Here is a 25,112-nt window from a genome sequence, read left to right as displayed (position 1 = left end):
CACTTCACGCTACCTACTCTACATCCATTCTTTATTCAAGCCATGTTATAACATAGAGTTGCCACTTTTCGGTAAATAACCGCATGAGTGCGTGGAAAAATAATAATATAGAAAAAAGCAGTTGAGGATAACCCCAACTGCTTTTCTTTTTATTCTGCGCTAACCCGCAAGCCGTTCTTTTTCATTTCTATGGCGGTACCAGTGCAAATATCTCGCAAGCCGGTACCAAACGGAAGGGTATCAAAATAACATTCTGTATAAAATTGAGAAACACCCTTGTTCTCTTCCACAGATTGCAGAACAACATGCAGAGGTAGTTTCTCATCAATAAGCTTTTGTAAAAAGGTCTGATGCTTTTCAGCGATTAAATCACGCACAGCTTTTGCGCGTTCTTTCTTCACCTGTTTAGGCAGCTGATCAGACATGGTTGCAGCGGCAGTTCCAGGACGAATAGAGTATGGGAACACATGGGCGTAGGTAAGCGGCATAGTCGTAATGTACGCCATGGTTTCCTGAAACTCTTCTTCTGTTTCCCCCGGAAAGCCCATCAGAATATCTGCACCAAGCCCGTATACAGGCCACACGTCGTGCAGTTTATCTAGAAAATCCAAAAGTGGTGCCGTCTTGTAATGACCACGTCCCATGCGTTTCAGCACAGAGTCGCTACCGGACTGCAACGAAATATGAAGTTGAGGCGCAACCATGGTACTGCGAGAGAGCACTTCCAGTGCCTTCGCGCCAAGCTGCCCCGGTTCCAACGATGAAATTCTAAAACGAGCTTTCCCGCCCCACTTTTTACCAAGGGCACGTTCAAACTCATCAATAAGATCCCAAAAATCCGGTGTGCCATCGAGATCGCGTCCAAACTGGCGCAAGTTAACACCAGAAAGAATTAACTCTCTGAAGCCTGACTCCAGAAGTGTACGGGCTTCTGTAATAATATCTGCCACACTGCGGGAACGCGAACGTCCACGGGTAAGTGGCACGATACAGTACGTGCACCGATGCGAACAACCGTCCTGCACTTTTACAACTGCACGGGCACGATTATAGTTAGTTACCGCAAAGTCAGGAAATACATTTTCCGGCTCAGCCATGCCCTCTTTCAATTCCGGCCATGTCTTCAACGAAGTTTTTGCATCCTGCGGAACGATACGGGTAACGCCCGGCAGAGCTTTAAGCTCATCGCCCATCACCTGCGCAGCACAGCCTGTAACAACAATCTGTGCTTCCTCGTTTGCTCTGTGCAGCTGGCGCACGGTAGAACGCACGTCACTCACAGCCTTAGCTGTAACAGCGCACGAGTTTACGAGAATAAAATCAGCATCAGCCGCAGAGTCCAATTCTGAGAACCCGCGAGCAACCCACACTTCGCGTAACGCTTGTGTTTCGTACTGGTTAATCTTGCAGCCCAACGTCGCTGCATAAAACGTATATGATTCACTCATTCAAATTCTGCTCCGGCGTAATGTCGCCTTGTGCAGACTAGCCGGAAAACGCGCTGTGTCAACTGGTAAGACGCAAGGCGAATACCTTAGTTAGCCGACGACAACTCACCACACTATCTTTTACCGTAATTTCTTATAGTTCAAGAATAGCTAAAGCTCTAGAGAGACAAGGAACTACTCTGCACTCGCGAGGAAACTCTTTGGCAATTCTTTCAAATTCTTATTCGAAAAATCTTAAGATCGACATCTTTCTTCAAGATGGTAAGGTCACAATTTCGTATAATTTTTATACGTCACGTAAAGAAATTACACTCTTTCAGTGCAAGTATCTTCACACTCATCACTATAGGATCGTGGCATAAAATATTAGAAAAAAAATCCTGTCACACAACCTGCTGTCGTTTAAATGCATTCTAAAAATAATGACAAGACACGTCGTATTTATATTTAAATGGTACTTCTTTTGCTGTTACCATTGCAGGCACTGTGCTGATCGCACGGCTGTTAATCATACGATATCACGGTTGTTGTATAACTCGCGGTCAAGATAAGTCCCTTTTGCGGGACTGATGCAAGTAGCTGTTCACAAAAAAAGAATGGCAAAAACATTAGTCCTTGTAAAAACAAAGACCTTGCCCGCCTGAGAATATAGACGAAGCCAACCAGTCATAATAGCAAAGGATACAGAATGCGTTCATCCCGTTGGAGCATGTTTCGAGAATTCATACGCGACCCATTTTCAACAGGCACTGTCTGTTCCAGCAGCCCGAGCCTTTGTAAAATGATCGCAAGCAGTGAATGGCTACCTAACGCCGATGTGGTGGTAGAGCTTGGTGCTGGCACCGGATGTATTTCAAAACATCTAATCCGGTCACTTAAAGATGGTGCCACCTTTATTTCCATCGAAAAAAACCCGCATCTCTATAAAACACTTGTAGCTCAATATTCACACACACACTTTGTGCTTGATGGTGCGGAAAATCTTCCTGACATCTTACGACAAAAATCCGTGAACAAAGCGGATGTTATTATTTCATCATTACCTTGGGCGTCTTTTTCTTCTGAGCAACAAAGCGAACTTACGCAAGCCATACGAACAAGCTTAAAGCCCAATGGCATATTTATTACCTACGCCTATGTTTGCGGCGCGGTGCTTCCATCATTCGCAGCTTTTCGCAAACAGCTGGCACAATCATTTTGCAATGTAGATACCTCCAGGATTGTCTGGAACAATTTTCCTCCTGCCTTTCTCTACCAGTGTAGGCAACCTGTTCCAGTCTTAACCGAAACAGCTGAAATAAGATCGTCGCACCGATCGAAGTATAGCTGCTAAAAAAATAGCCCCTGAGTTTGTGTTCTCTCAGGGGCTTCTTTTTTATTTTCGTTTCCATATTCCGGGTTTGACTTGGAGCTTCATGATCCTGCTATAGAAATAATCCTTCTTAACATCCCGCCTCTCTTCACCCGGCCTCAGGGTGGTAATACAGATGCGACCAATAATCGCTCTGCTTTCCCTATCCGCATTAAACGTGCGAACACCCCAGATGTCATGCAACATAATCGGCATTTTAGTAATAGGTTCATATCCTAAATACAGCCCGATATGTCCATGCATACCGATAAGAGAGAAAAATGGAATTCCATTTTCAACAATCAAATCTTGCTTGTCGCTGGCAGTTAAGCCCTTCAATGAAATAACTTGCTTGCCCGTATCAGCTTGAGTGCTGGAATTTCGCGGCAACCATACTCCGAATGCGATGAAAAGATCACGCACTGCGGAAGAACAGTCTCTATCTAAATATAACCCACCCCAGCCGTATCGTTGTCCGATAACATGCTGAGCCAGCTCAGCCATTGCTCTAGGCGTCATTGGTGCCGGAATTTCCGCCACCTGTTTTGTCCAGACTGGAACTTTGAAGAATTCTGCCTGCCCATTTGTCTTACGCGCTGGAACAAGTAGGTATACGTATGACTTAGGTTGAACAACACGATATTTTGATTTCAAAGCATTAAACTTTGCGTCGTTGCATTTGAGCCCCGTCATTGCCTCAAACAAACCTTTTCTGGCACTTACCCTTTTTGCTTTAGCGGCCTGAACTACTTTGGACAACATAACAGGCGCCTTCGTCGCTTTACTCCCTTTTACTCTAGGGAAAATAGCTCCGACAGATCCTGTAGACAGATAATTACCTTTCGAAGTTTTGAGCGCTACTCCATCACGCATAATTGCGTGCAATGTTCCAGACATTACCATCTGCTCTTGTTCACTTGTTACATACGCAACATCGTTGGCAAGAATCCAGCCACTTGCATATGCTGTTTCTGCAAAGAGCCACTTCCCTGAAACTGATGAATGGGAAATAAAAATCGGTGTTCCGGCATGAACGCTGGAGTTTTGGAAATAGTCAAACGGATACCCTTCACCGGGAAGGGCTGGGTTGAAAAAATATGGCTTGCTAGTAGGAAGCACACGCAACGAAGAGCTACGAACTGTAATCGCATGTTTTGCCATGCTGGGATATGTGCCCATAGACTGCCTTGCCACAAGTTTTGACATGGCAGCCTTTGTCCACGGAAGCAGGTTCTCCGCATAACCTAAAGTATGCGGGTAAGCCGTTGTTCCCCAAAATGCATCTTCTCTAGAATGGGTCGGCTTTGACTGCCGCCACGGCGAAAAGTGGTACACTTTAAGCGCTGCAAACTGTACAGCCTGTTCTGCCGCCGTCATGACTGGCGTGTGCGCATCGTGCTTTAAATAATCTGAAGGGTTTTGTGACAAATTTTCTAAGTCTGCAACGGCATTTTGCTGATTGTATTCCCACACCGGATATCTTCCGACATTCCGGCACGAGGCAACGCTCATGCACATAGTCACAAGCACAGCCAAGGCAAACGCCAGTCTGATGCTGTGATGACACCGTTGCGAATTCCGCACTAATTCGGCCACGTATCACACCCTTATTCCCCAAGAATAGAATTAATTCGTCAAATTACAGCGACTCGCTATTGCTTGAAGATCTGCAGCAGTAAGCCCCGTGTGCATGTCATATTCAGCATTCCTAGCCATGGCGACAAATCGTCGAATAAGAAGGCACTTCCCTATTGCTATCGGGGTACCGAAAAAGAGTACCCAAAAAACACTGTGTGCCCATAACGCTGCCAACAAGGCAATTGTCGCAAATATGAACATAAGCAGCATAGTATTACGTTCTTCCACTGACCGGACGACACTCCATATTCGAAAACCGTCTGTTGCCCGTGTTATCCAATTTTCATAGTCTGTTGCGGGTGGTGCAAAGAACATCACTGCTGCTTGTAAAAACACTAAAAAAATAATCCACCAAACGGCATGTGACCAAAAGGCAATAAAAAGAAGCAATGTTAGAATAATACGCGGCCAAAACGTAAGTGGGTTACGTGATTTTTGCCAAAATAACTCTGTCATGGTTTCTGCTTTGCGGTAATTCATAGTCCCCTCCTGATTCTGCTCGTATGGTCGGCAACTTATTTTTACACAATTCTCCTATTACACTGATAAAGTCAGATCCGATAGTATCATATGAAGGAAAAAATGGAAGATTCTATAATTATTTTGTCACACGCTCCATTGAAACTTGTATGACGCAACATACTTTCATTCTAGTACAAAAGCTCTTGTACTAATTTCAGCAGTTCTAACGGTGCTGTTTTATAGAAACCATCGCACAAAAAAAGCGTTCTCAGGAAAATCCCCAGAGAACGCTTTAAATTTATTGTCGTTGGCTATGATGAACAAAGCACTACAAAGTGCGCACATAATGTGCAAAAAGTTTTACAAATCCTTTCCTGCCCAGATAACCCGCCCGATGACTTCCCAGCTTAGGGACTCATCACGCGGGTCAATTTCTATATCCTGATACGCAAGTTCGCGGTTGTCACCACGGAACAGGTATTTACCGGGGATACGGGAAAAGCGCTTCACATAAATCTCATCATCAAGACGCACAACATACACCCTGTCTTCAACAAGATCTTTATCAGATTGATTTACAAGACAAAGGTCACCGTTATGCAGCGTCCTCTCCATGGAGCGCCCCATCACTTCCATTATCTTAAGACTCTTAGAATCCTGCGTTTTGTGCAAAATCCAATCAAGCCGGAAGGCATAACGACCGTCTGAAGAATCGCTTGTCGCGAGGGAACCACCACCGGCACTAGGCCGAGCCTCTGCTTTATCTACAAAGAAAAATTCTTCCTGATGACCGTCAGGTTCTAGTGCAGGAGCAAGGAAGGTGGTCGTAGAATCATCCACCTGCATAACATCGTTCCGGTTAACATATTCATGCGCACCACGACGTTCCGCCCCTACAGACAGAGGAAAATAAAGCTCGGTTGAGGACTCTGTCTGTTCAGCAAGTTTTTCCAAATAGCTTGTAAGTCTTCTTAAATTTTGTCTGTTTGGGTGTCTTTCGCCTTTCTTCCATGCATACACAGTACGCGAGCTGACCCCTGCAATTTCTGCAAGTTTAGGTACCCCGCCCACAAGCAAGATGGACTCGGCTATGAATTCCTGAAGTTGCCATTCTTCTTCGTTATAGTCTTTGTTCATAAGTATGAAATAGCACAATGTTAGAAAAAATAAAATAGTTTTTTGCACAAAATGTACAATCTTGCTTGACGGGAATGTGCATTTTGTGAACAATATGATCACTTCGCCACTTCATGGTCATTTTTTGCAATCAGGAAGCACAGTTAAAAACTTTCTGACGCACACTCGGAGGAAAACGTATATGTCCGGTTATTCTTTTTACGCCCCAGAACGCACTCGCTGCACAGTGTGTGGTCGAAATTTTTCCCGACCTTGGAGAATGGCGTGCATAGGTATTGCTATCTGCCCAGAGTGCAATCAGCCTCGTATTGGAAGCGGATATCAGCCTATGGTGCAAATTGAAGTAGGAGAACACCAGCGTTTGCTACAATTGTACTACGCTGAGTTCAATCACCATGCATCACCAACTATTCACTCTGGCCACGCTATTTTGCGGGCAATTGAACGATGCAACACGTTCTATAATGGAGGACGGTCATGCCAGTAGTCCCATGCAATCAGTGCGGAACAGAATTTTATGTCCGTCCGGCACGTTACAATGCCGGTAAAGGCAAATATTGCTCAAGAAAATGCGCGGCAGAAGCCAAACGCATTAAGCAGACAGTAAGCTGCCCATGGTGCGGAAGGCACTTTGTAAAGCGAGCAGGTCAAATATATTGCTCCCGTTCTTGCGCTGCTTCTGCAAACCATGCAGCACACGAAAGGTACGGAGCTGATGAGAAACACTGCATTGTATGCGAAAAAAGGTTCACTAACGGCGTGAGCAGCAAAATTTGTAGTAACGCATGCCTTGCAAAACATAGAAATGGCAGCAATGCAGGCGGGTATTCTCTTTTTGATGACCCTTGGGCTACCGGTGAAATTCCACCGGACAGATATGCCAGAGACCTGTTCCGCATGCCGGATATTGGGCTTGGCTTTTAATCACCACCCAAGACCACCCGAAGGACATGCATGAACACTTACGGATACAACGATGAGTGCGACAATTACGGACCGGAACCTACGGCAGAATATTCACCACTACTTCCGCCGACTGCCGCCTTGCAAGGCAGAGCGCGTACATATATGTCAAACGGTCAAATTGTTCTGGTAGGGCTTACTGCCATTTGTAGAGCGGTAGGTGCAGGACCGAGCACCATTAAGAAGTGGATTAAAGAGGAAGATTTTCCTGTGCGTAAATGCTCGGACGGAATCTACAGAGCCTCCCCCGAATCCATCAGAGAATGGTTTTCGCACGCGTCCCCGCAAGATATGTAGGACAATTCTGAGGCATAAATCAGTTCAAATGGCTCGACCACAGCGCCGCATGACGCCATAACACTTCGACAAATCCCTCCGCGCCAGACGATAGATACAAAAAAACGGGGATGACCAACAAGTCATCCCCGTTTTTAAGAAAAATCTACCTACACACGACAACGCAAAACTTTAACACCGTCTTCAAACAAAACTTCCATTTTGTTCGGTTTAGTAACGGTCTGAACTTCACCCATACCAAAAGTAGGATGCTGTACAACATCACCTTTTGTGAAAGTGTCATTCATGCTGTAAGTACGAGCTCCGTCAGAACCTTTAGCTACCATTGCAGTTTTCCATGCAATCATAACGGCTTCTGCTTCCTGCTTTGCACGCTGAGTCGCGCGCGTCTGAGCAGCTTTTTTAGCAGCAGCTGAACGGGCAGCGGAAATGGCTTCTTTGCGAGAATCGCCATTACGAACTTTCTTTACTGTGGAAACCTGTGCTTTGCTTTTCGCAGCACGAGCTTCACGGTATTTGTGAACACTACCGCAAGCCTGACATTCCACTTTAACAATTTCGCCGTCTACCATTGCCACAATTACATGCCCTGTAATGTCATTACAGCGCGTGCATTTAGTATCAATACGATCACCTGCAGAGAGGCTGCCTGTTTTGCTCATATCTAATCTCTATTTATTGCAACGTTATATCTAATATTATGATTCAGGAACAAAAACGCCACAGGGCTGTGCCTGCGGCGTGTTTTTCGCTAATAGGAAGGTGCGCACCATACAGTTTTGCCCCACACATGGCAAGAACTCAAACAAATCTTAATCAAGTTTTATCCCTTTACCCGCCCCATCAGACGAATATAAGCACCACCACTTACACACTTAGTCACACCAGCAACGACCCACAATACATACTATAATTACAGCGCGCTATTTTCATTTATTTTTAATTTACCAACATTTCACTCATAAAAAATTGTATGATAAATTTATTCTAAATTTTACAGTGCTCGCAATTCATACTTGCAGGGAACCGCTTGTCAGGGTAGGCAAGAGCGCACAAACTACTTTGTTATAACGGAGCATCCATGAAGATTAGTGTTGAGATTGGAAACAGCAACCAACGTAAAGAAATTACAGACGAACTTGGAATCATCGGAGAAGCGGCTCGCCATGCAACTATGGCTTTTCGCATTCAGGAAATTATCGTTCCTGAAAACTTTGATGCCAAAGTAAACGAGCTTCAGGGCACTAAAGATTTCAGATCCATTCCGGGTGCTGAACCTGTTGCGAAAAGTATCTTTCATGAGAAAGGCTACTTCCTGCTGTTCCATCCCAACTTATTCACAAAGCACTACGATAATCAGGTACGCTTCTCCATTTACTGGCATGAGTTTACCCTTATCGTAAACAAAGGCCGCTTCCCTGTTCTTACACGTCATAAATTAGACCGCTATGCAAACTACTTTATGAACCTGTACCAATTGTTCGATCAGTACGATGCTGCACGTAAATCTTTCGAATTCCGTGATGCTATCGTAAAGAACGCTCTGGGTACTGAACTTTCCGAGACAGCGCGCGCCGACCTTGAAAATTCTCTCATGGGCAACATTGCTCTTATTAACAACAAGCCTGAATACTATGACTGGATTAAATTCCAGCAGCAGGAATTCCAGAAAAACAAAAATGTTTCTCAGTTCCTCTCACAGATTCAGGGTAAAATTTCCCAGCTCTCATTCTCCATCATTTTTGCGTACGCAACCATGGATCACTATGAGTATCTTCGCGAAAAAGAACAGCTCATCAGTGAAGCACCAATGCTGGACAACAACACCCGTGTGTTCCTTGAATACTTCCGCCTTAAATACGAAGAAGGCAGCGCCGATCTTTCTGACGGCATCGACATCATGGAAGCATTCTGGGCAAACTTCGGCATTCGCTTTGTAGACGGTGCTAAGTCCCTGCAATGCGAGCTTGTACCGCTGAAGTAACCTACTTCATATTAGTTCAAAAAAAGCCCTCTGTTTCTTATGAATCAGGGGGCTTTCTTATATTCACTATACATACGATTGAGACAAATTCGTGCAGTGCAAGACGCGGGAGAAAATCAGGGGCAAAGCATACCTAGACGTATGTGAGCATCTGATTTTTTCGCAAGAACGCCGGAATGCGGGTTCATCATCAATCTTTAACCGCGTGCTAAAATCTGATCACTGATCTCTTTGTAAATATCGTTAATCATGATGACACCGATAACGTGTCCGCCTTCCATGACTACCGCATAGCTGCGACCTTTTTTTACAAAGTCTTCCAGCACGAGCAAAAGCGGTTCATCCGGTCGAATAATAGTCATATCCTTATCCATAACGTCTTTCACGCTAATGGAGCCGGAGACTTTGCAAGCATTAGTAAACATCTGTTCATAGCGATTTTCATCAAGGCATTTCATGCCGTCGCCACGGAGCAGAGTGTCTTCCATAAAACGCATTGTATCCCAAATTGAAACCGCGCCTTTAATGCGACCATTACGGTCTTCCACTAAAGCACACAGGCAACCTTCTGAAGCACATGCGTTAAGTTTACGAATAGCCTCAGCAAGTGGATCATCTATTTTAACAACGGGATAATCGTCACGTAAAATATCCCAGGCACGTCTTCGTAATAGCATAATCGAAACTCCTAATATCTCAGAGTACGGTTAGTCTGTCACACCCCAGCACTTATGCACCGGCGAGTTATGGTCTATAAATTTTTCTCTGCGCTGCAATCTAAATAGATATGACTGCATTGCGTTATAGTAACGGTAAACATTTGTGAGCAAGACGTAAAGATGATTCGGTAACTTTTTGTGAAAAAAATAACAATCGACAGATTTTCATTTCTCAAGCATCAAATCGCCCCCAGTCTAACATAAAAAAAGCCCGACAAAACGGGCTTTTTTTATGTTCAATCTAATTAAGCAATCTGCGGTGCAGCAACCTGTACCGATTGCTCGACAATAATTATGACTTTTCGCGGATGCCGAGGCTTATACCTGTGCCTATGTCCATGTACACATGCCGCGGAGACAAATAGAAAACTAGCCATCAAAGCGAGTGACAGAATTTTTTTCATTCCTGTTCTCTATAAAAAATTGATGACTAAAATAGGTGTTGCGACAGTAGCCTTGAATCGTACTTTGTACCTATCATCGAACCTTGGCTCATATCGTTCCACGTACTTTTCTACATACTTTACTTTATGCTTTTCTTTGTACACAACCTTGTGCTTATTTTTGTATACAACGACGTGTTCTGCTTTGTGCTTTCTGTGCTTTTTCACTTTTTTTAAGTTATGAGCAAGAACGTAGCCGTACTGGTTACGATTGGGAACACGCACTTTATATACAACCGCATCAACCCCATCGAGCAAGATTGAGCGCATCTTTACAACACGTGTACCTTTACCAAGCTCAAAAACGTCATTGCGACGCATGAAACGTCTAACTTTGCGAGGACGGTGAGCCGCCACATCAATAAAGCGTTCTAGCGTCCTGAGATTCGGATACACTTTACTCATACGCTTTGTTACATACACATTCTTGCGAGATTCATGTGCATATGCATCATGTTGCATTGCAAAGGTAACAAACGCGCAGACCATTACCAGCACTAAAAATACTTTTTTAAGTGTGTTCATCTCTCATCCTTTTTACTATGCATGCCAAGGCATGCGGTACAGAATCCATCCCTTTACACGTTGCAGCGCAGCTCCCCCAAGAGCGTTACTTTTGTAACGAGCGCAACAGCTTTATACGTTCGAATCGTTTTCGGATACGTTTCATAATTTTTGCAAAACGCACCTGCTGTTCTGGTGTAAGAAGCGTAGTAATTTCCTGTTCTGTAGTAGTGAAAATCTGAAGTATTTCTTCCGCCGCCTTACCCCGCACCCCTCGGATTTGTTGCCGATTTACAGCAACTATACGGCGGATCTCTTTCATGGACTCTTCATCCGGCTTAACCTGCGTTTCTATCTTATGTAAAAATTGCTTTCCGCCGCCGAGACCAGTCCCCTTTAAATTTTTGAATTTGACGATTCGTTGCTCAACAAAAATTCCGCTGCCAAGGACCCCGCACGCTGCTCCTAAGAGAAATACCAGCATAAATGCTGTCCAGACTTTCCAGTTGTTCATTGCCCGCTCCTACATGAATAAGTACAGCTGTGCTGAATCGTTTGCAGCATCAATAAGTTGTGAGTCCAGCAATGAAAGAGCATTGTCTACGGTAAGCATACAGGGAATGCTTATGGCTACAAGCATAACAGCCGCCATCAGAGCAACCTGCGGTGAATAACGTTCAAATGACGATTGTGGCTGCATACGGGTGCTTGCATAAACATCATACATTACACCCTGCCCCCACGCAGAGGGTAAGTAGACTTCCATCTGCATAGCATGTGTTTTTTTCAACACACACATAAGCCTTCCAAGCATATTTTTTCCCATGCTATGCCCCTTCTATCCCGTACTTTTTTAAAAGCTTCTTTAACGTACGCTTTGCTCTAAATGCACGAACTTTTACATTGGCGGAACTAATACCCAGCAGCTCAGCTGCTTCCTGGCTGGAATATTCTTCAAGTTGCGTCATCACCAGCACCATCCGGTCTAATGGTGGCAATGAATCAAGCACGAGATTCAAAATATCTTTAGCTTCCCGTGCTTGGCTTAACCTTTCGAACTCTCTTTCAGATTCAGCAAAGCGGACAGCCTCGAGCCACTGGGTAGAATTATCCGAAAAATCACATAGCGGTGATTCTTTCTTCCGATAATGAGAACGCCAAAAATCCGTACAACTTCGTAGAGCAATCGTTGTCAGCCAATGTTTAAAAGGCTTTTTGGGTGCATATGAAGCAAGTGAGCGATATGCACGAACAAAAGTTTCGTGCGCAACCTCAGATACGTATTGCGGCGGCACATGGGCCCCCACGATAGTCGCCACATGGGCTTGATGTCGATCAATGATCAACGCATACGCTGCAGTATCACCCTCCAGCACGGTGCGGACTGTTTCCCAGTCTTCATTGACCACTTCCATCAATACTCCGGCCAACGAAAGTTACTTCACGCACGAAAGAATTTTTTCGCGTAACTCAATCATTATCTCGTCAAATTTTTCCATCTGAGCTTCTGAAAAAATTGAAGCCAGTTCTGCACGAGCTGCCTCGTCTACTTCTTTAATCTTTGCATGAAGACCCAAACGCTTTTCCTGCGTCATATCAGGTGCTCTTAACTGATCAACAAACGTTCTGCGCTCAGTTTTAGCATTCCGTAAAATACCAAAAACTTCAGCACGTTCCTTATCTGTTAATCCAAGGCGTTTTTTCACCAGTCTTTCCATCTTTTGGCAACAAGTGCTGTTGCAGTCGACTTTCGCAAAAGAAAGCGAAACCGATCCTAAAAGTAAGGCAAGTGAAACAACCAACGAAAGAATACGAATCATATTAACGACCTTCTTATCATGATGCGTAATGCATCAGTAGTTAAAGGTTGTATCCACAATGGGATAAAAGATTGGTACATCTTTCTACATATTACATCGTTTCTAACTGTTGCGTGGTTACACTTTTTATTTTTTTTTTAGTAAATACCTGTAAAAATAAAAACTCCCCTCATACAAGGGGAGTTTTTTAGATAGATATTCTTCTTAATCAAAATCCGACATCAGTGCTCCAATGTGAATTTTACCTATAGTTTTTTTTCGATACTTATCTCTTAATCGCCACATGGCTTGATTCAATTCATTAATTGAAATGCCGTTCCGAACCGCTGTATATGCTTCGATGTAGGCTGCAAGCTCATCACAAACCTTTAACATCTCGCCATCTTTCGGGTTGTACTTATTATCATTATATAGAGTCTGAAGCTTTTCAAAGTCCACCAGCTCTACGTTCCCGTCGACTTCTATGCAGTCATGAAATTCTGACCCGGTTGCGGTTCCAAGAAGAAATCCCAACCGGTCTGCAATATCAGTATACCCTTCTGCACGAAGCGGTTGAAAAACCCGTCGTTCAAGTTCTTCGTCCTCATACGCCTTAATAAGCACGTCCAATTCCTTCACAGATTTTTTAACCGGTGAAATAATATCGCGAGTTAGCATTTCGGGAAGGTCATGGAACAATCCGCAAAAAAAGTTATTTTGACGACGGACAGGACATGCATCCTGAACCACTGAGAAGAAGTAACTGTAACAACCTACTAAAAACATATGCCCCATAACGGACGTTTCTGGAATACGCGGCATTTGCGACCAGCGCTTTTGAAAACGCAGCTGTCCACAAAGATTAGCGAACCGCCCGAGCGCATGAGTCTTTGGATCCATCAAACCCTTAAAGCCTTTCAAGTTCTGGAATTCCGCCTGTTGCTCAACAAACGATTCACGAATCACATCCAGTTCATCATCAAAAGAATTCAATCCTTCAATAAGCTTAAATTCCCAACTGCTTGCATAACAATGTGCGGCAGCAAGAATGTCATCTGCTAATTCGTGTTTTCTAGCCGGGTCGAAATACGCAAGAAACCGCATCCAGAAATCAGCACCAAGTGTACTCAACACCGGTTCAAGCTCACCTTGCACCCATTCTACCAGCTGGCGATGGTGCTCTGGATTTTCTTTTATTCGGTAATAGACAGGCGGCTTGATATCTGTAATTACAAGTCGGAACAAGTAATCAAAGATACCCCACTCAACAATTCTGTCGCCAAGCACGCGACGCTCTTCGTCCTCCATCTCTCGAGTATTTTCCTGCAGCAGCAGCCACGCAATAATCATTTTATGTGCCTGCTTATCGACCTCATACAGCTCTGCTGGTCGCAGTTTATCGTTCCAGCGTTTCATATACGCGCCGGAAAATACTGTCTGCAACAATCCCTTACGAATACTTGACATGATAAAAAATCCTCTTTTTTTCACAAAAATCACTTGGCAATGACCAAGACATGATATAAGTACGTTCTTTCCGCACGAAGCCGGAGGTCTTTTCCAGGGTTTATAACAAAATCCGGATCCCCCCTTACAACCACCGACTTTGGGCTGACCCCAATCTTATTGTTTTATTGACATGGAAACAAGAACTCCATAAGAGCCAACGTGTTTCGACACTAGGAGTAATATAGATGAAAACTTTCAGCCCTAAGCCTGAAGATATCACCCGCGAGTGGTTTGTAGTTGACGCAGAGGACCAGATCCTTGGTCGTCTCGCTACCCAGATCGCTCACCGCCTTCGTGGCAAACATAAGCCAGAATTCGCACCTCACGTTGACAACGGTGATTTCATCGTAGTCGTGAATTGTGAAAAAATCAAAGTTACCGGTAACAAGATGGCAGACAAAATGTACTACCGTCACACCGGTTACCCAGGTGGCCTCAAAGAAGCTAACCTTGCAACAATGCTTGAGAAGAAACCTGAAGATGTTATTCGCAAAGCTGTTCAGGGCATGCTTCCTAAGAACCGTCTTGGTCGCGCTATCATGAAAAAGCTCAAGATCTGTGTTGGTACAGAGCATCCACATGCTGCTCAGAACCCTCAGGTTCTTGAACTTAAGTACTAGATTAGAGGTAGGAGATTACTATGTCCAACGAATTTGATTACGGCACAGGCAGAAGAAAAAACGCTACTGCTCGTACCCGCCTCTACGCTGGTAGCGGTCAGATCACTGTTAACGGTCGTCCTTACGATGAATACTTTCCACGTAAGACTCTCCAGATGATCATCCGTCAGCCTCTTGAGCTTGTTAAAATGCTTGAGAAGTTCGACATCAAAATAAACGTTGCAGGCGGCGGTATGTCCGGTCAGGCTCTTGCAGCTCGTCACGGTATTTCCCGTGCACTGCTCGTGATTGACGAAGATCTGCGTCCAACACTCAAAAAAGCAGGCTTCCTGACCCGTGACGCTCGTAAGAAAGAGCGTAAAAAACCAGGTCAGCGTGGCGCTCGCGCTAACTTCCAGTACTCCAAGCGTTAAAATCGCTTCGAGTTTACTACTCGATCTTCAAGGCAGGTTCTTACGAACCTGCCTTTTTTTATATCCATGCACCTGTGACAACGCCCAGCAGCATTGACACCGCCTGCCTCTACAGGCAGAACAAAAGGCGATAACCAGATTAGCAAGGAAACATTCATGGCAGATTACCCGAACGAAACTGATTGTATTACACTTATCGGCATGGCCAGCGCAGGCAAATCAACCTTAGGGAAGATTCTTGCTCATGAGCTAGGCTGGGTGTTTATTGATACCGACCATCTTATTGAAGGCCAGTACGGAACAAACTTGCAGGCTGTTACCGACTCTATGACAAAAGAAGAATTTCTTGATGTCGAATGCTCCGTTGTCAGCGCGTTACGCGCTAAGCGTTGCATCATCGCCACCGGCGGTAGTGTTGTGTACAGAGAAGAAGCAATGAAGCACCTGAGTTCATTAGGGCCGGTATGCCATCTGGATGTCAGTCTGCCGACGATTCTTGAGCGCATTAGCGAAAATCCGGATCGCGGCCTTGCCATCGCGCCAGGACAGACCATTGAAGATCTCTACAACGAGCGTGCTGAATTATATAAAAACTATGCAGACTTCAGTGTTAAATGCGAGAATAAAACAGCTGGAGAATGTGTCACAGCGCTACTGGCAGCTATAGGAGTGCAATCGTGAAAAAGAAAAAAAGCAACCGAACAGCATCAGTAGGCACTTTTGGCAAGCTCGCCAAACTCTATAAGAACATGGCAGATTCTTATTCAAAAACTGCCGAAGAAGCCGGACTTTCCTGTGCAGACTGTAAAGACAACTGTTGCTACAGTTACTTCCAACACCACACATATATTGAGTGGGCATATTTATGGAAAGGATTGAACGCGTTACCGGATGAAAAACGCGAATATTTTATTCAACGAGCACAAGATGTTGTAGCGCAGTATGATGAGGCAATTGCCAAGAAAGAGCGCCCTCATGTTATGTGTCCGTTGAACGAAGAAGGGCTTTGCGGCCTGTATGATCACCGTCTTATGATTTGTCGCATGCACGGCACTAAAAACCTGATGATACTTCCCAACGGCGAGCAACGTTATTTTCAGGGATGTTATCGATTCCGCGAACAAGTGGAAGGCATGGATGAATTCATGATCCCGATGCTGAACAGAACTCCGTTTTATCAGGAACTGGCTCAGCTGGAGATGAAGTACGCCGGGACCGCCCTTCAGACAGCCCCGAGAGTCAACCTCACACTGGCTGAGATGATCGTTCAAGGCCAACCCGACCTCACATAGCCAAAACAAAAAAAACGCCTCTATGAGGCGTTTTTTTCGTGTGTTAAATCCCGTGCTGTTTGCAAATACTGTGAATCCACATATATCTACATCTTTAAAACTGTAGGTACCGAGAACAGTAAACAGTGTAGAAACACTATTGTTGTAGATTCTACATACTAACAAAGAACAAAATTAGTCTTCGTTTTTACGTCTTCTCTCCCACAATTTCATTGTGTTCATTTTTTTACGCCGTTCGCGTTGTAACGCTTTACAAACTAACGGCGTGTTCTTTTTCAGCCCCCACTTCTCACGATAGGAAATCGCATCCAGATCATGTAACGCAAGATGACGTTTAGTTAAAATCTTAAAAGTTTTTCCACATTCAAGACATGTTACAGTCTTTTCTTTAATGGACTTTTTAGGATCAACTGCAGCTTCCTGTGTTTCTTCAGCAAGAGCATCTTCTTCGCTAATAATCCTGATGCCAGACGCAAGTGTTTTAACCATCGAGGTAATTTCTTCCTCTGTCATGGTCCGCACACTAGCTTGCGCCTTCACAATTTCCAACGCTTCTTTTAAGTAGTCTTCCATTTAATGCACCTCATGAAATACTATTGCTCAACGACTAGGCACAACTCTTTTGCGTTATGTAAATGCTATTCATCACCTGAATACATGTTCTTTTAACCCTCGTCAAATAAAGCACTTTTTATTTTTGATACTTTTTTTGCGACAGTCTTTTACTATGCCAGTACAGACATAGAAGGGGATTCTTATTCAATTAGTATTCACTTCCATTGCAAAATGAATATCATTATGTTCCTTTCATATATTTTTTTTTTTATTTTTACTTACCATGTTGTACGTCGGTACTTACAATCGTTTTGATCACAATATAGAGCCGTCCTTCCCTTCTACTGCTTATCCAACCAACTTTTTCAATGAAACAAAAAAAAGGACGCCAGTTATGGCGTCCTTTATTGTACTTTTATGTATCTTATAACAATTTCTTCTGTAGTAGCTCATTAACAAGAGCAGGATTCGCTTTTCCTCGCGTTTTACGCATAACTTGACCGACGAAAAAGCTTTGTAACTTATGCTTACCACCGCGGTAGGCTTCTGCTTCTGCAGGATTTTCTGCTATTACTTCATCCATAACTGCTTCCAGTTCAGATGAATCTGAAATCTGAACCATGCCTTTGGCTTTTACAAAAGCTTCCGCGGAACCGCCCTGTTCCATAAGTTCAGGTAAAACATCATTACCAATCTTAGTAGATATCATACCCTCTTCAACGATACGGACAAGTTCTGCAAAGTTTTCCGGCTTAAGTGCAACGTCGGCGACTGTAATATTGCGCTCATTCAATTCACGCATGAATTGACCCATCACAAAGTTACTTAACTTTTTAGGGTTATTAAATACTTTTACAGCTGCTTCAAAGTATTCAGCAATTGCTCTATCTTGTGTAAGCAGATTTGCATCGTATTCCGGCAAGCCGAACTCTGATATAAAACGTGCGCATTTTTCAAGCGGAAGCTCCGGCAATTCACTTTTCCATGTTGCAACCTGTTCTTCAGTCAATTTAACTGGAATCAGATCTGGATCAGGGAAATAACGGTAGTCATGCGCTTCTTCTTTACCACGCATGGAGGCAGTAAAGTTCTTTTCTGCGTTGTACAGGCGAGTTTCCTGAATAACAGCTTCACCATCAAGAATAAGGTCTTCCTGACGAACGATTTCGTATTCAATGCCACGCTGTACGTTACGGAAGGAGTTCATGTTCTTCAATTCAACACGAGTACCAAACTCTTCCTGTCCACGAGGACGCAAAGAAACGTTCGCATCACAACGGAAGCTGCCTTCTTCCATGTTGCCGTCACAAATGTCGAGATACAACAACATGGAGTGCAGTGTTTTAAGGTAAGAAACAGCCTCTTCAGCGCTACGCATATCCGGATCGGAAACGATCTCGATAAGCGGCACACCGGTACGGTTGAAATCGACATATGAAAGGTTTTCTGCCTGAGAGTGAATAGACTTACCGGCATCATTTTCAAGCTGAATGCGGGTAATACCTACACGCTTCATGGAATCGCCAACAGGAATTTCAATATGACCAGTCTGGCAGATTGCATTATCAAGCTGGGAAATCTGATAGCCGTTAGGAGAATCAGGGTAGAAGTAGTTTTTGCGTTCAAAAATGGAATCAAGGCTCACAGTGCAATTCATTGCGAGGCCCATTTTTGTGGCAAATTCAACTGCCTTGGCGTTTAAAACTGGCAGCGCACCCGGCATACCGGAACATACTTCACAAACATTTTCATTCGGCTCAGACCCGAAACGGGTCGAACAGGAACAGAATAATTTTGATTCCGTCTTGAGCTGAGCATGAACCTCCAGCCCGATGACAACTTCAAAATCAGCCATAACACTCTCCTTACATCTATCTTCCGGAAAATACCGAAGAACAGCTACCCTGTGCATATTGAACAAGGTAGCCTGTTAATTTTTAATTGTTACTAACTCTACGTTACATAGAGGTAATACCGGCGTCATAATATTTACCAACGCCATATTCTGCTCTACGGAAAAATTTCTCTGAACTTGGCCCGATGATCTGTAATTCCGGATTCCTCTTCTGTACGTCCAATGCAATACGCATTTCTTTTGTACAGCCGGTGGAGAATGTAGAATCTTTCCCCGACCAGATGGATGGAACTTTATGATCAAGCAAACCAAAGCTCGTTTCTATATCTTCAACTGTCTGAAAACGCCAGACGTCCAACAAGCCGCTTCGTTGAACCTGCTCCCACATGAACATCAAATCATCCCCGTCCATACCTTCTTCAAAGTGTTCAGCGGGGTTAATAATAAATGTACTGTCGAGACGCTTACGCAAGTGAGCAACAAAAGTGTTTACTATCTTTATAGCTGTGTTCGTTTCACCGGGAATAGAACCGATGACTGCGCTATAAAACATAACACTACGTCCCTTCTGCTTCTCTTTACGCATACTCTCAATGATGCGGTTTGCCATGTCATTAATGGCTTCTTCACTAAATTTTCGAATATTGCTGGCACGCGATTTTGCTTCCAATACAAACGTGCCGTCATGTTTTCTGTAGAATCCAAGCACGTCACGCGTAAAGCTGTGCCCGCAATTCAGCAGGTTATCGTAGTTCGCTGCACCTTTTGCAAAAACAATATCACACTCTTTCCATGCACGAGAAAATGTCACATTTGTTTTATACAGATTCAGCTTCTCACGCATTCCATCAGAAATAATGAGGAACCGATGCGAACGCAACAGCGCAAGTAACAGGTTCTTGGAAATTGTGTCATTCGGCACCATTTTGGCTGTCTTACACAACTCGAGCAACACTGGATCCTGCATGGCATCCCAATATGTCGGGGAATCAAAAAGAAAGCCTTCTTTCAATGCCAGAATGATTTTATGCCCCAGCCTGAGTAACGCCCGAATAAAGTAGAGGTCAAATACAATTCCGCCACTGCTTTCCGGCAGAAACAGAATAGTTTTTCGATCATCTTTTTCTGAACCAAGGAGCACTTCAAGCGAATGTGATGTAGGACAAGGCTTGTTCATTTCGCTTTCAGTATCGAGATATGAAGGCGTACCTGCGCTCCACAACTCCGGCATGGTAGAAAAGTACATGAGCCGTATCAATTCTATAATGTCCAACTCCGAGCGCAAATCGCGCAAATCGGGGTTAAACATGCACTCAGACGGTGTTGAGTACAACATTCGGTCTGTGGCAGGATTTTTAAAATACTCAAATGCATTTCTGTTTGCAGCAAGCTTTTCACCGCTGGATGGATCAACCAGAGAACACTGTGTAAGTACAATACTGTTCATGCGCTTAAGCAATCGGGAAGGAATCATAATCCGTGATGACAAATGTGTTTTAAACCGCAAACGGCAAAACCCCATCACTTTCCGTTCGTGATATTTATTAAACGCATGTTTGCGAATAAGACGGACGGTGTGCAACCAGATACGCCCGTATTCACGCATAAGTTCATCTGACGGCTTCTCTTCCAGCAGACAACTAAGTGTTTCATCAGAACAAGGAATAAAAATTTGTTTATCGTCAAGGGCAACCATGAACTTGAGCTGCTCATCGGAAGCAACGTTTTCAGGATTCATGAGGTGTTCAATGTTGTTTTCTGTCTTAAAGTGATGCAGCCAGGCATCCATTCCTGCGTCTTCTCCCCAGTGTACATCTCTGGCAGACGCAATTGCAGGCAGTACTTTCCCCATTTCTCTTCTCCCTCATGTATGAACACTGTCCTTAACTAGCAATTTTCGCGAATAAACCCTCTTTTGAGGAGCTTCTCATAATACGAATTGTCGTCAAACTCAGCGTACAGCAGGCCGCCCTGCGCTTTCGAAATGGAAACAACATCATTAGATTGCAACAATATGCCTTCCTGTCCATCCTGCGTCAGGAACAAGTCTGCATCATGTGTGCGCACAGCTGCAGTAAAGATATGTTCCCCCGGTAAAACCATAGGATAAAGACTGCGTAAAAACGCACAGACAGGTGTGACAGAGTATGCGTCCATATCCGGATGCACAAGAGGGCCTCCGGCGGAAATAGCATATCCCGTGGAACCGGAAGGCGAAGCGATGATGATGCCATCTGCACGGATTTCACCCATCGGGTTACCGTTTACAGAAAGCTCCAGGCGGGTAATACGGGCAAGAGCGCCCCTGTTAATGACAAAGTCATTTGCTGCGACACCACTGAATACAATCTCATCACCACGGGTCACAGTACAGGAGAGAGCAAGCCTTCTACGAAAGTTCACTTTTCCATCGAGAATAGCCTGTAATCGCTCTTCCCATGCGTCGCTTGGTATTTCGGCAAGAAAACCTACTTTCCCCATGTTGATTCCCACAAGGGGAATATCCCGACCCGCAAGATGTCGCGCAACACTAAGCAGTGTACCGTCGCCACCAAGCACAAGGACAAGGTCGCACTGAACAGCTTCACGTGTGTACAACCATTCAGAAGTGCCATTTTCGCAAATAACGCCTTGCACATCACGCGCAGCAAACCATTCGAGCAATTTTTGCCCGAGTGACGCGGCTTCTTCATGTGAGGCCTTAGTTACAATACAAATATTAGAAATTTTATGGTGCATCGCAGTTCTCTAGTAAAAACCGGCTATGACTTCAAGAAGTGTATGATAAAATGAATCGCATAATTCCAATTGTACCACCAGCTTTTTTAGGACGACAGTAATTCCCGTCGCAGGATTGTATTATTTTGCATTTCAACCATTAAAAACACAATAGCACACACATAGCACACTAGCATTATTCATGCTTTTACGCACGGCTTCGCACATTGTCACACCCGCGTATATAGTGTACTTCCATTCCGTCAGGTGGTACTGACCTGTATACAATATCGTACGCACGCAAGTGCGTCTGGAGAATTGATGACACAACAAGCAATCGACACTATTTTAGAACACGCACGCGAAGGCGCACGTCTACGCGAAGAATATTTTTCTAAGCACGCAGAAGACGTAGATGCTGTTGCGCGCAAATTTGCTGTTTGCCTTGCAAAAGGCGGTAAAATTTTATTTTGCGGTAACGGTGGCAGTGCAGCGGATGCACAGCACCTTGCAGCAGAATTTGTTAACCGTTTTTTAATCGAACGCCCACCACTTCCGTCCATTGCCCTGACAACTGATTCCTCCATTCTCACAGCCATTGGTAATGACTATGGCTATGACTTTGTATTCTCCAAACAAGTTCAGGCGCTCGGAAATAAAAACGACATTCTCGTTGGCATTTCCACTTCCGGCAACTCTACTAACATCATCAATGCATTCAATGCAGCCCGCGAACGCGGACTTGTTACTGTAGGGCTTACCGGCAACGGTGGCGGCAAAATGACCGAACTGTGCGACTTCCTTCTGGACGTACCACACGCTCATACTCCACTCATTCAGGAAGTGCAGCTTACCATCGGGCACCTCCTCTGCCAGCTTACGGACTACTATCTGTTTGAAGATGCAGCAGCACTTCAGGCTGATTTAGAAGCCGCCGAATAAAAAATTTTCAGCTGTAATATTGACCTTTTTCAATTTCGCACTATCTATTCGCCAAAATAGATAGTTAAGGAGCAACGGCTATGCCTTTGTACGATTACGCATGCGAAGCGTGCGGTAAAGAGTTTGAAGAACTTGTTTTTGGTGATGACACTCCAGAATGCCCAGAATGTAAGTCACCGAACACACACAAATTACTCTCAGCTACCAAGTTTAAAATGTCCGGAGGCAGCATCTCCGCCCCTACCGGTTCTTCCGGCGGCTCAAGCTGTTCCGGCTGCTCCGGCGGCAATTGTTCTACCTGCGGCTAATACGCAGACCTACACTCGAACTACCAAGCACTTTCGGACACGACATGAAGAAAATCGTTATTGCTACCAGAGGTTCTAAGCTTGCACTGTGGCAGGCTAACCATATTAAAGACTGCATTGAAAAAGAACATGAAGGCACTGCTGTTGAGCTTTTGATTCTTAAAACAAAAGGCGACATCATTCTTGATGTACCGCTCGCCAAAGTTGGCGGCAAAGGTCTTTTTGTAAAAGAAATCGAAGAAGCACTGCTCGACGGACGCGCTGATATCGCCGTTCATTCCATGAAAGATGTTCCTATGGAACTTCCCGAAGGCTTGATTCTTGGTTGTATCCCTGAACGTGAAGCCTCTTCAGACACCTTCCTTTCTGTACAGTACGATTCTCTTGATGCTTTGCCAGAAGGCGCAACAGTGGGCACAAGCTCCCTGCGTCGTCAGTCCCAGCTACTGTCCATTCGCCCTGATCTCAAAGTTGTTTCCCTGCGCGGTAACGTAGACACACGTCTGCGTAAGCTCATTGAAGGCAATTTTGATGCAATCATCATGGCAACTTCCGGCCTTAAACGCCTTGGTCTTTCTGCACCGAAGAATGAAATTCTCGGCGCACCACGCTTCCTGCCAGCAGCTGGTCAGGGTGCACTCGGCATTGAATTCCATCAAGATCGTAAAGACCTGCATGAAATGCTTTCATTCCTTGAGCACCGTCCGACCCGCATCTGTGTTGAAGCAGAACGTGGATTCCTTTTCGGCTTACAGGGCGGCTGTCAGGTACCTATCGCAGGATATGCAACCATGACAGACGAAGACAACTTCGAAATGGTTGGCTTTGTAGCTGATCTCGAAGGCGTACGTAAAATTCGCGAAACCTCAAGCGGTAGCGAAAAAAATGCACGCCAGACAGGTCTTGATCTTGCCGAAGTAGTAAAAGGAAAAGGCGCAGACGCCATCCTTGAAGAAGTTTATGCTTCAGAACACGCTGTTAAGAACTAACACGTTGCTACATAGATAATCACATCGAAACAGCGGATGAATCAGTATGGTTCATCCGCTGTTTTTTTATGCAGTCTAATACAGCCATTTGGGACTTGACGCTTGCTCTGCTATACTGCACACAACAGCAACAAATACATGTATCGGTTTTTTTTAGTAGAACCGAAGGAGACAACACACTTGCACCCAGATGACACGCAGAAAAGCGATATTCTCAGCACCCTTGGCTGGTCTGACTCTTTTAGTCAGCAGCTTACCGAAGACGAAACTACTGAACACATTGGTCGCGTCTGTAGCATTCACTCCGTTCTTTTGAACGTATGGGGCGAATTCGGGAAGGTACAAATGCCATTACCGGGCAACTGGCTTGGCGGTAAAGCAGAAGCTAAACCGACAGTCGGCGACTGGCTTGTGCTTGATAAAAACAAGCAGTACCCCGTCCGCATGCTGGATCGCAAAACCGTTTTTGTGCGTCGCTCTCCGCAGAATGAAAAAACTGTGCAGCTCGTCGCAGCAAATCTGGATACAGTTTTCATTGTCTCCTCACTGAACCACGACTTCAGTCTTTCCCGTCTCGAACGTTACCTTGCACTGGCTATCCAGTGCGGTGCAGAGCCGGTTATCATCCTCACTAAAGCAGATGAGGCAGACCAGCCCTTTACGGATGCCTGCGTTGCTGATGCAAAAGAACTCTATAAAGACGTACCAGTTATCGCTGTTGACAGTAGAGCAGACAACACATCAAAGCTCCTGAAAGACTGGTGTGGTCAAGGGCATTCTATTGCGCTTGTAGGTTCGTCCGGGGTAGGTAAATCCACCCTCATCAACACAATGATGGAAGAAGAAGTTACCCTCACCGGTGCTATTCGTGATGTAGACAGCAAAGGTCGACACACCACTTCCAGCCGCACCTTATACATAATGCCATGCGGCGGCACGATCATGGACGTCCCGGGATTCCGTGAACTTCAACTTCCTGCATGTGAAGATGGCGTAAAAAAAGTTTTCCACGATATTAAAGAATTCATAGATAAATGTGCATTCGTAGATTGTAAGCACGACCAAGAACCAGACTGTGCCGTGCAGCAAGCGATTGCTGCGGGACTCCTGACCCAACGTCGAGTCGACAACTATCACAAGCTCATTGAAGAGCAGGCACGCACAGG

Annotated in this window: 29 protein-coding genes; 13 read left to right on the top strand and 16 right to left on the bottom strand. The window is 44.7% G+C overall.

Features of this window, described 5'->3' with window-relative positions:
- Positions 1 to 149: 149 nt before the first annotated feature.
- Complete coding sequence (mtaB, locus tag MKHDV_RS14055; protein ID WP_160716372.1) at positions 150 to 1,448, bottom strand: tRNA (N(6)-L-threonylcarbamoyladenosine(37)-C(2))-methylthiotransferase MtaB; 1,299 nt, start codon at positions 1,446 to 1,448, stop codon at positions 150 to 152.
- Positions 1,449 to 2,136: 688 nt separating this feature from the next.
- Here mtaB and MKHDV_RS14050 point away from each other — a divergent pair.
- Positions 2,137 to 2,781 carry a class I SAM-dependent methyltransferase gene (locus MKHDV_RS14050; RefSeq protein ID WP_160716370.1) on the top strand — a complete coding sequence of 215 codons (645 nt, stop codon included), beginning with the start codon at positions 2,137 to 2,139 and terminating at the stop codon, positions 2,779 to 2,781.
- A gap of 42 nt (positions 2,782 to 2,823) precedes the next feature.
- On the opposite strand, the gene MKHDV_RS14045 is transcribed toward MKHDV_RS14050, so the two are convergent.
- The 3 genes from MKHDV_RS14045 to MKHDV_RS14035 all read right to left on the bottom strand — a co-directional run bounded on the left by MKHDV_RS14045 (position 2,824) and on the right by MKHDV_RS14035 (position 6,036).
- Positions 2,824 to 4,395, bottom strand: a complete 1,572-nt coding sequence (locus MKHDV_RS14045; protein ID WP_160716368.1) for an SH3 domain-containing C40 family peptidase — start codon at positions 4,393 to 4,395, stop codon at positions 2,824 to 2,826.
- 30 nt (positions 4,396 to 4,425) lie between these two features.
- Entirely contained in the window at positions 4,426 to 4,917 is a 492-nt protein-coding gene (locus tag MKHDV_RS14040) for a hypothetical protein (RefSeq protein WP_160716366.1), read from the bottom strand.
- A 342-nt stretch (positions 4,918 to 5,259) separates the two neighbouring features.
- Positions 5,260 to 6,036, bottom strand: coding sequence for a S24 family peptidase (locus MKHDV_RS14035; protein ID WP_160716364.1), 777 nt, complete (start codon positions 6,034 to 6,036; stop codon positions 5,260 to 5,262).
- A 181-nt stretch (positions 6,037 to 6,217) separates the two neighbouring features.
- Here MKHDV_RS14035 and MKHDV_RS14030 point away from each other — a divergent pair, with 181 nt between their 5' ends.
- The 3 genes from MKHDV_RS14030 to MKHDV_RS14020 are packed head-to-tail and all read left to right on the top strand — an operon-like array spanning position 6,218 to position 7,296.
- Positions 6,218 to 6,523 carry a hypothetical protein gene (locus MKHDV_RS14030; protein WP_160716362.1) on the top strand — a complete coding sequence of 102 codons (306 nt, stop codon included), beginning with the start codon at positions 6,218 to 6,220 and terminating at the stop codon, positions 6,521 to 6,523.
- Entirely contained in the window at positions 6,514 to 6,960 is a 447-nt protein-coding gene (locus tag MKHDV_RS14025; RefSeq protein WP_160716360.1) for a hypothetical protein, read from the top strand. Before MKHDV_RS14030 ends, MKHDV_RS14025 begins: the two co-directional genes overlap by 10 nt.
- A 30-nt stretch (positions 6,961 to 6,990) precedes the next feature.
- Complete coding sequence (locus MKHDV_RS14020; protein ID WP_160716358.1) at positions 6,991 to 7,296, top strand: AlpA family transcriptional regulator; 306 nt, start codon at positions 6,991 to 6,993, stop codon at positions 7,294 to 7,296.
- Positions 7,297 to 7,445: 149 nt separating this feature from the next.
- On the opposite strand, the gene MKHDV_RS14015 is transcribed toward MKHDV_RS14020, so the two are convergent.
- A complete protein-coding gene (locus MKHDV_RS14015; RefSeq protein WP_160716356.1) occupies positions 7,446 to 7,958 on the bottom strand; it encodes a hypothetical protein in 513 nt (170 codons plus the stop codon).
- A 419-nt stretch (positions 7,959 to 8,377) separates the two neighbouring features.
- Here MKHDV_RS14015 and MKHDV_RS14010 point away from each other — a divergent pair, with 419 nt between their 5' ends.
- Positions 8,378 to 9,280: a hypothetical protein gene (locus tag MKHDV_RS14010; protein ID WP_160716354.1), complete on the top strand. Its 903-nt coding sequence runs from the start codon at positions 8,378 to 8,380 to the stop codon at positions 9,278 to 9,280.
- Positions 9,281 to 9,477: 197 nt separating this feature from the next.
- Here MKHDV_RS14010 and MKHDV_RS14005 read toward each other — a convergent pair whose 3' ends face one another.
- From MKHDV_RS14005 to MKHDV_RS13975, 7 genes are all read right to left on the bottom strand, one after another.
- On the bottom strand, positions 9,478 to 9,957 hold the full coding sequence (locus MKHDV_RS14005; protein WP_160716352.1) for an HPP family protein: 480 nt from the start codon (positions 9,955 to 9,957) through the stop codon (positions 9,478 to 9,480).
- A 455-nt stretch (positions 9,958 to 10,412) separates the two neighbouring features.
- On the bottom strand, positions 10,413 to 10,967 hold the full coding sequence (locus tag MKHDV_RS14000) for a hypothetical protein (RefSeq protein ID WP_160716350.1): 555 nt from the start codon (positions 10,965 to 10,967) through the stop codon (positions 10,413 to 10,415).
- An 85-nt stretch (positions 10,968 to 11,052) separates the two neighbouring features.
- Positions 11,053 to 11,460, bottom strand: a complete 408-nt coding sequence (locus MKHDV_RS13995; RefSeq protein ID WP_160716348.1) for a hypothetical protein — start codon at positions 11,458 to 11,460, stop codon at positions 11,053 to 11,055.
- A gap of 9 nt (positions 11,461 to 11,469) precedes the next feature.
- A complete protein-coding gene (locus MKHDV_RS13990) occupies positions 11,470 to 11,772 on the bottom strand; it encodes a hypothetical protein (protein ID WP_160716346.1) in 303 nt (100 codons plus the stop codon).
- Position 11,773: 1 nt separating this feature from the next.
- Positions 11,774 to 12,361, bottom strand: coding sequence for an RNA polymerase sigma factor (locus MKHDV_RS13985; protein ID WP_160716344.1), 588 nt, complete (start codon positions 12,359 to 12,361; stop codon positions 11,774 to 11,776).
- A gap of 21 nt (positions 12,362 to 12,382) precedes the next feature.
- Positions 12,383 to 12,766: a hypothetical protein gene (locus MKHDV_RS13980; protein WP_160716342.1), complete on the bottom strand. Its 384-nt coding sequence runs from the start codon at positions 12,764 to 12,766 to the stop codon at positions 12,383 to 12,385.
- Positions 12,767 to 12,970: 204 nt separating this feature from the next.
- Positions 12,971 to 14,212, bottom strand: coding sequence for an HD domain-containing protein (locus tag MKHDV_RS13975; RefSeq protein WP_160716340.1), 1,242 nt, complete (start codon positions 14,210 to 14,212; stop codon positions 12,971 to 12,973).
- A gap of 227 nt (positions 14,213 to 14,439) precedes the next feature.
- Here MKHDV_RS13975 and rplM point away from each other — a divergent pair, with 227 nt between their 5' ends.
- The 4 genes from rplM (at position 14,440) to MKHDV_RS13955 (ending at position 16,579) form a co-directional block, all read left to right on the top strand.
- Positions 14,440 to 14,874, top strand: coding sequence for a 50S ribosomal protein L13 (gene rplM / locus MKHDV_RS13970; RefSeq protein WP_160716338.1), 435 nt, complete (start codon positions 14,440 to 14,442; stop codon positions 14,872 to 14,874).
- Positions 14,875 to 14,894: 20 nt separating this feature from the next.
- Positions 14,895 to 15,287, top strand: a complete 393-nt coding sequence (gene rpsI, locus MKHDV_RS13965; RefSeq protein WP_160716336.1) for a 30S ribosomal protein S9 — start codon at positions 14,895 to 14,897, stop codon at positions 15,285 to 15,287.
- Between the two features lie 156 nt (positions 15,288 to 15,443).
- The gene (gene thrB, locus MKHDV_RS13960; protein WP_254060490.1) at positions 15,444 to 15,968 is read left to right on the top strand and encodes a homoserine kinase; all 525 of its coding nucleotides are present in this window, start codon (positions 15,444 to 15,446) and stop codon (positions 15,966 to 15,968) included.
- Complete coding sequence (locus MKHDV_RS13955) at positions 15,965 to 16,579, top strand: hypothetical protein (RefSeq protein WP_254060489.1); 615 nt, start codon at positions 15,965 to 15,967, stop codon at positions 16,577 to 16,579. The genes thrB and MKHDV_RS13955 overlap by 4 nt, the downstream gene beginning before the upstream one ends.
- Positions 16,580 to 16,753: 174 nt before the next feature.
- Here MKHDV_RS13955 and MKHDV_RS13950 read toward each other — a convergent pair whose 3' ends face one another.
- The 4 genes from MKHDV_RS13950 to MKHDV_RS13935 all read right to left on the bottom strand — a co-directional run bounded on the left by MKHDV_RS13950 (position 16,754) and on the right by MKHDV_RS13935 (position 21,728).
- Positions 16,754 to 17,152 (bottom strand): MucR family transcriptional regulator, encoded by a 399-nt coding sequence (locus MKHDV_RS13950; RefSeq protein ID WP_160716332.1) that lies wholly within the window; start codon positions 17,150 to 17,152, stop codon positions 16,754 to 16,756.
- 406 nt (positions 17,153 to 17,558) lie between these two features.
- Entirely contained in the window at positions 17,559 to 18,989 is a 1,431-nt protein-coding gene (gene gatB / locus MKHDV_RS13945) for an Asp-tRNA(Asn)/Glu-tRNA(Gln) amidotransferase subunit GatB (RefSeq protein WP_160716330.1), read from the bottom strand.
- 103 nt (positions 18,990 to 19,092) lie between these two features.
- A complete protein-coding gene (locus MKHDV_RS13940; protein ID WP_160716328.1) occupies positions 19,093 to 20,841 on the bottom strand; it encodes an ARMT1-like domain-containing protein in 1,749 nt (582 codons plus the stop codon).
- A 35-nt stretch (positions 20,842 to 20,876) separates the two neighbouring features.
- Positions 20,877 to 21,728: an NAD(+)/NADH kinase gene (locus MKHDV_RS13935; protein ID WP_160716326.1), complete on the bottom strand. Its 852-nt coding sequence runs from the start codon at positions 21,726 to 21,728 to the stop codon at positions 20,877 to 20,879.
- A gap of 300 nt (positions 21,729 to 22,028) precedes the next feature.
- On the opposite strand from MKHDV_RS13935, the gene MKHDV_RS13930 reads away from it, so the two are divergent.
- The 4 genes from MKHDV_RS13930 to rsgA all read left to right on the top strand — a co-directional run.
- Positions 22,029 to 22,649: a D-sedoheptulose 7-phosphate isomerase gene (locus MKHDV_RS13930; protein WP_160716324.1), complete on the top strand. Its 621-nt coding sequence runs from the start codon at positions 22,029 to 22,031 to the stop codon at positions 22,647 to 22,649.
- Between the two features lie 80 nt (positions 22,650 to 22,729).
- Positions 22,730 to 22,957: a zinc ribbon domain-containing protein gene (locus tag MKHDV_RS13925; RefSeq protein ID WP_160716322.1), complete on the top strand. Its 228-nt coding sequence runs from the start codon at positions 22,730 to 22,732 to the stop codon at positions 22,955 to 22,957.
- 44 nt (positions 22,958 to 23,001) lie between these two features.
- Positions 23,002 to 23,946, top strand: coding sequence for a hydroxymethylbilane synthase (gene hemC / locus MKHDV_RS13920; RefSeq protein WP_160716320.1), 945 nt, complete (start codon positions 23,002 to 23,004; stop codon positions 23,944 to 23,946).
- Between the two features lie 180 nt (positions 23,947 to 24,126).
- A partial coding sequence (gene rsgA / locus MKHDV_RS13915) for a ribosome small subunit-dependent GTPase A (RefSeq protein WP_160716318.1) occupies positions 24,127 to 25,112 on the top strand: 986 nt, incomplete at its 3' end.

Source organism: Halodesulfovibrio sp. MK-HDV, from assembly GCF_009914765.1.
Classification (GTDB): Bacteria; Desulfobacterota; Desulfovibrionia; order Desulfovibrionales; family Desulfovibrionaceae; genus Halodesulfovibrio.
Note: the sequence above shows the minus strand (reverse complement) of the source record. Positions and strands in the feature narration are given on the sequence as shown.

Excerpts from the sequence above, each read along its gene's own strand:
- MKHDV_RS13925 (WP_160716322.1), top strand. The coding sequence starts at position 22,730 with ATGCCTTTGTACGATTACGCATGCGAAGCGTGCGGTAAAGAGTTTGAA.
- MKHDV_RS13935 (WP_160716326.1), bottom strand. The coding sequence starts at position 21,728 with ATGCACCATAAAATTTCTAATATTTGTATTGTAACTAAGGCCTCACAT.
- MKHDV_RS13985 (WP_160716344.1), bottom strand. The coding sequence starts at position 12,361 with ATGGAAGTGGTCAATGAAGACTGGGAAACAGTCCGCACCGTGCTGGAG.
- MKHDV_RS14025 (WP_160716360.1), top strand. The coding sequence starts at position 6,514 with ATGCCAGTAGTCCCATGCAATCAGTGCGGAACAGAATTTTATGTCCGT.
- MKHDV_RS13975 (WP_160716340.1), bottom strand. The coding sequence starts at position 14,212 with ATGTCAAGTATTCGTAAGGGATTGTTGCAGACAGTATTTTCCGGCGCG.
- MKHDV_RS13950 (WP_160716332.1), bottom strand. The coding sequence starts at position 17,152 with ATGGAAGACTACTTAAAAGAAGCGTTGGAAATTGTGAAGGCGCAAGCT.
- MKHDV_RS14000 (WP_160716350.1), bottom strand. The coding sequence starts at position 10,967 with ATGAACACACTTAAAAAAGTATTTTTAGTGCTGGTAATGGTCTGCGCG.
- MKHDV_RS14015 (WP_160716356.1), bottom strand. The coding sequence starts at position 7,958 with ATGAGCAAAACAGGCAGCCTCTCTGCAGGTGATCGTATTGATACTAAA.
- MKHDV_RS13940 (WP_160716328.1), bottom strand. The coding sequence starts at position 20,841 with ATGGGGAAAGTACTGCCTGCAATTGCGTCTGCCAGAGATGTACACTGG.
- MKHDV_RS14050 (WP_160716370.1), top strand. The coding sequence starts at position 2,137 with ATGCGTTCATCCCGTTGGAGCATGTTTCGAGAATTCATACGCGACCCA.
- rplM (WP_160716338.1), top strand. The coding sequence starts at position 14,440 with ATGAAAACTTTCAGCCCTAAGCCTGAAGATATCACCCGCGAGTGGTTT.
- MKHDV_RS14020 (WP_160716358.1), top strand. The coding sequence starts at position 6,991 with ATGAACACTTACGGATACAACGATGAGTGCGACAATTACGGACCGGAA.
- MKHDV_RS13930 (WP_160716324.1), top strand. The coding sequence starts at position 22,029 with ATGACACAACAAGCAATCGACACTATTTTAGAACACGCACGCGAAGGC.
- thrB (WP_254060490.1), top strand. The coding sequence starts at position 15,444 with ATGGCAGATTACCCGAACGAAACTGATTGTATTACACTTATCGGCATG.
- hemC (WP_160716320.1), top strand. The coding sequence starts at position 23,002 with ATGAAGAAAATCGTTATTGCTACCAGAGGTTCTAAGCTTGCACTGTGG.
- MKHDV_RS13980 (WP_160716342.1), bottom strand. The coding sequence starts at position 12,766 with ATGATTCGTATTCTTTCGTTGGTTGTTTCACTTGCCTTACTTTTAGGA.
- mtaB (WP_160716372.1), bottom strand. The coding sequence starts at position 1,448 with ATGAGTGAATCATATACGTTTTATGCAGCGACGTTGGGCTGCAAGATT.
- MKHDV_RS13990 (WP_160716346.1), bottom strand. The coding sequence starts at position 11,772 with ATGGGAAAAAATATGCTTGGAAGGCTTATGTGTGTGTTGAAAAAAACA.
- MKHDV_RS14005 (WP_160716352.1), bottom strand. The coding sequence starts at position 9,957 with ATGCTATTACGAAGACGTGCCTGGGATATTTTACGTGACGATTATCCC.
- MKHDV_RS14010 (WP_160716354.1), top strand. The coding sequence starts at position 8,378 with ATGAAGATTAGTGTTGAGATTGGAAACAGCAACCAACGTAAAGAAATT.
- MKHDV_RS13995 (WP_160716348.1), bottom strand. The coding sequence starts at position 11,460 with ATGAACAACTGGAAAGTCTGGACAGCATTTATGCTGGTATTTCTCTTA.
- MKHDV_RS14030 (WP_160716362.1), top strand. The coding sequence starts at position 6,218 with ATGTCCGGTTATTCTTTTTACGCCCCAGAACGCACTCGCTGCACAGTG.
- MKHDV_RS14035 (WP_160716364.1), bottom strand. The coding sequence starts at position 6,036 with ATGAACAAAGACTATAACGAAGAAGAATGGCAACTTCAGGAATTCATA.
- rpsI (WP_160716336.1), top strand. The coding sequence starts at position 14,895 with ATGTCCAACGAATTTGATTACGGCACAGGCAGAAGAAAAAACGCTACT.
- MKHDV_RS14040 (WP_160716366.1), bottom strand. The coding sequence starts at position 4,917 with ATGAATTACCGCAAAGCAGAAACCATGACAGAGTTATTTTGGCAAAAA.
- gatB (WP_160716330.1), bottom strand. The coding sequence starts at position 18,989 with ATGGCTGATTTTGAAGTTGTCATCGGGCTGGAGGTTCATGCTCAGCTC.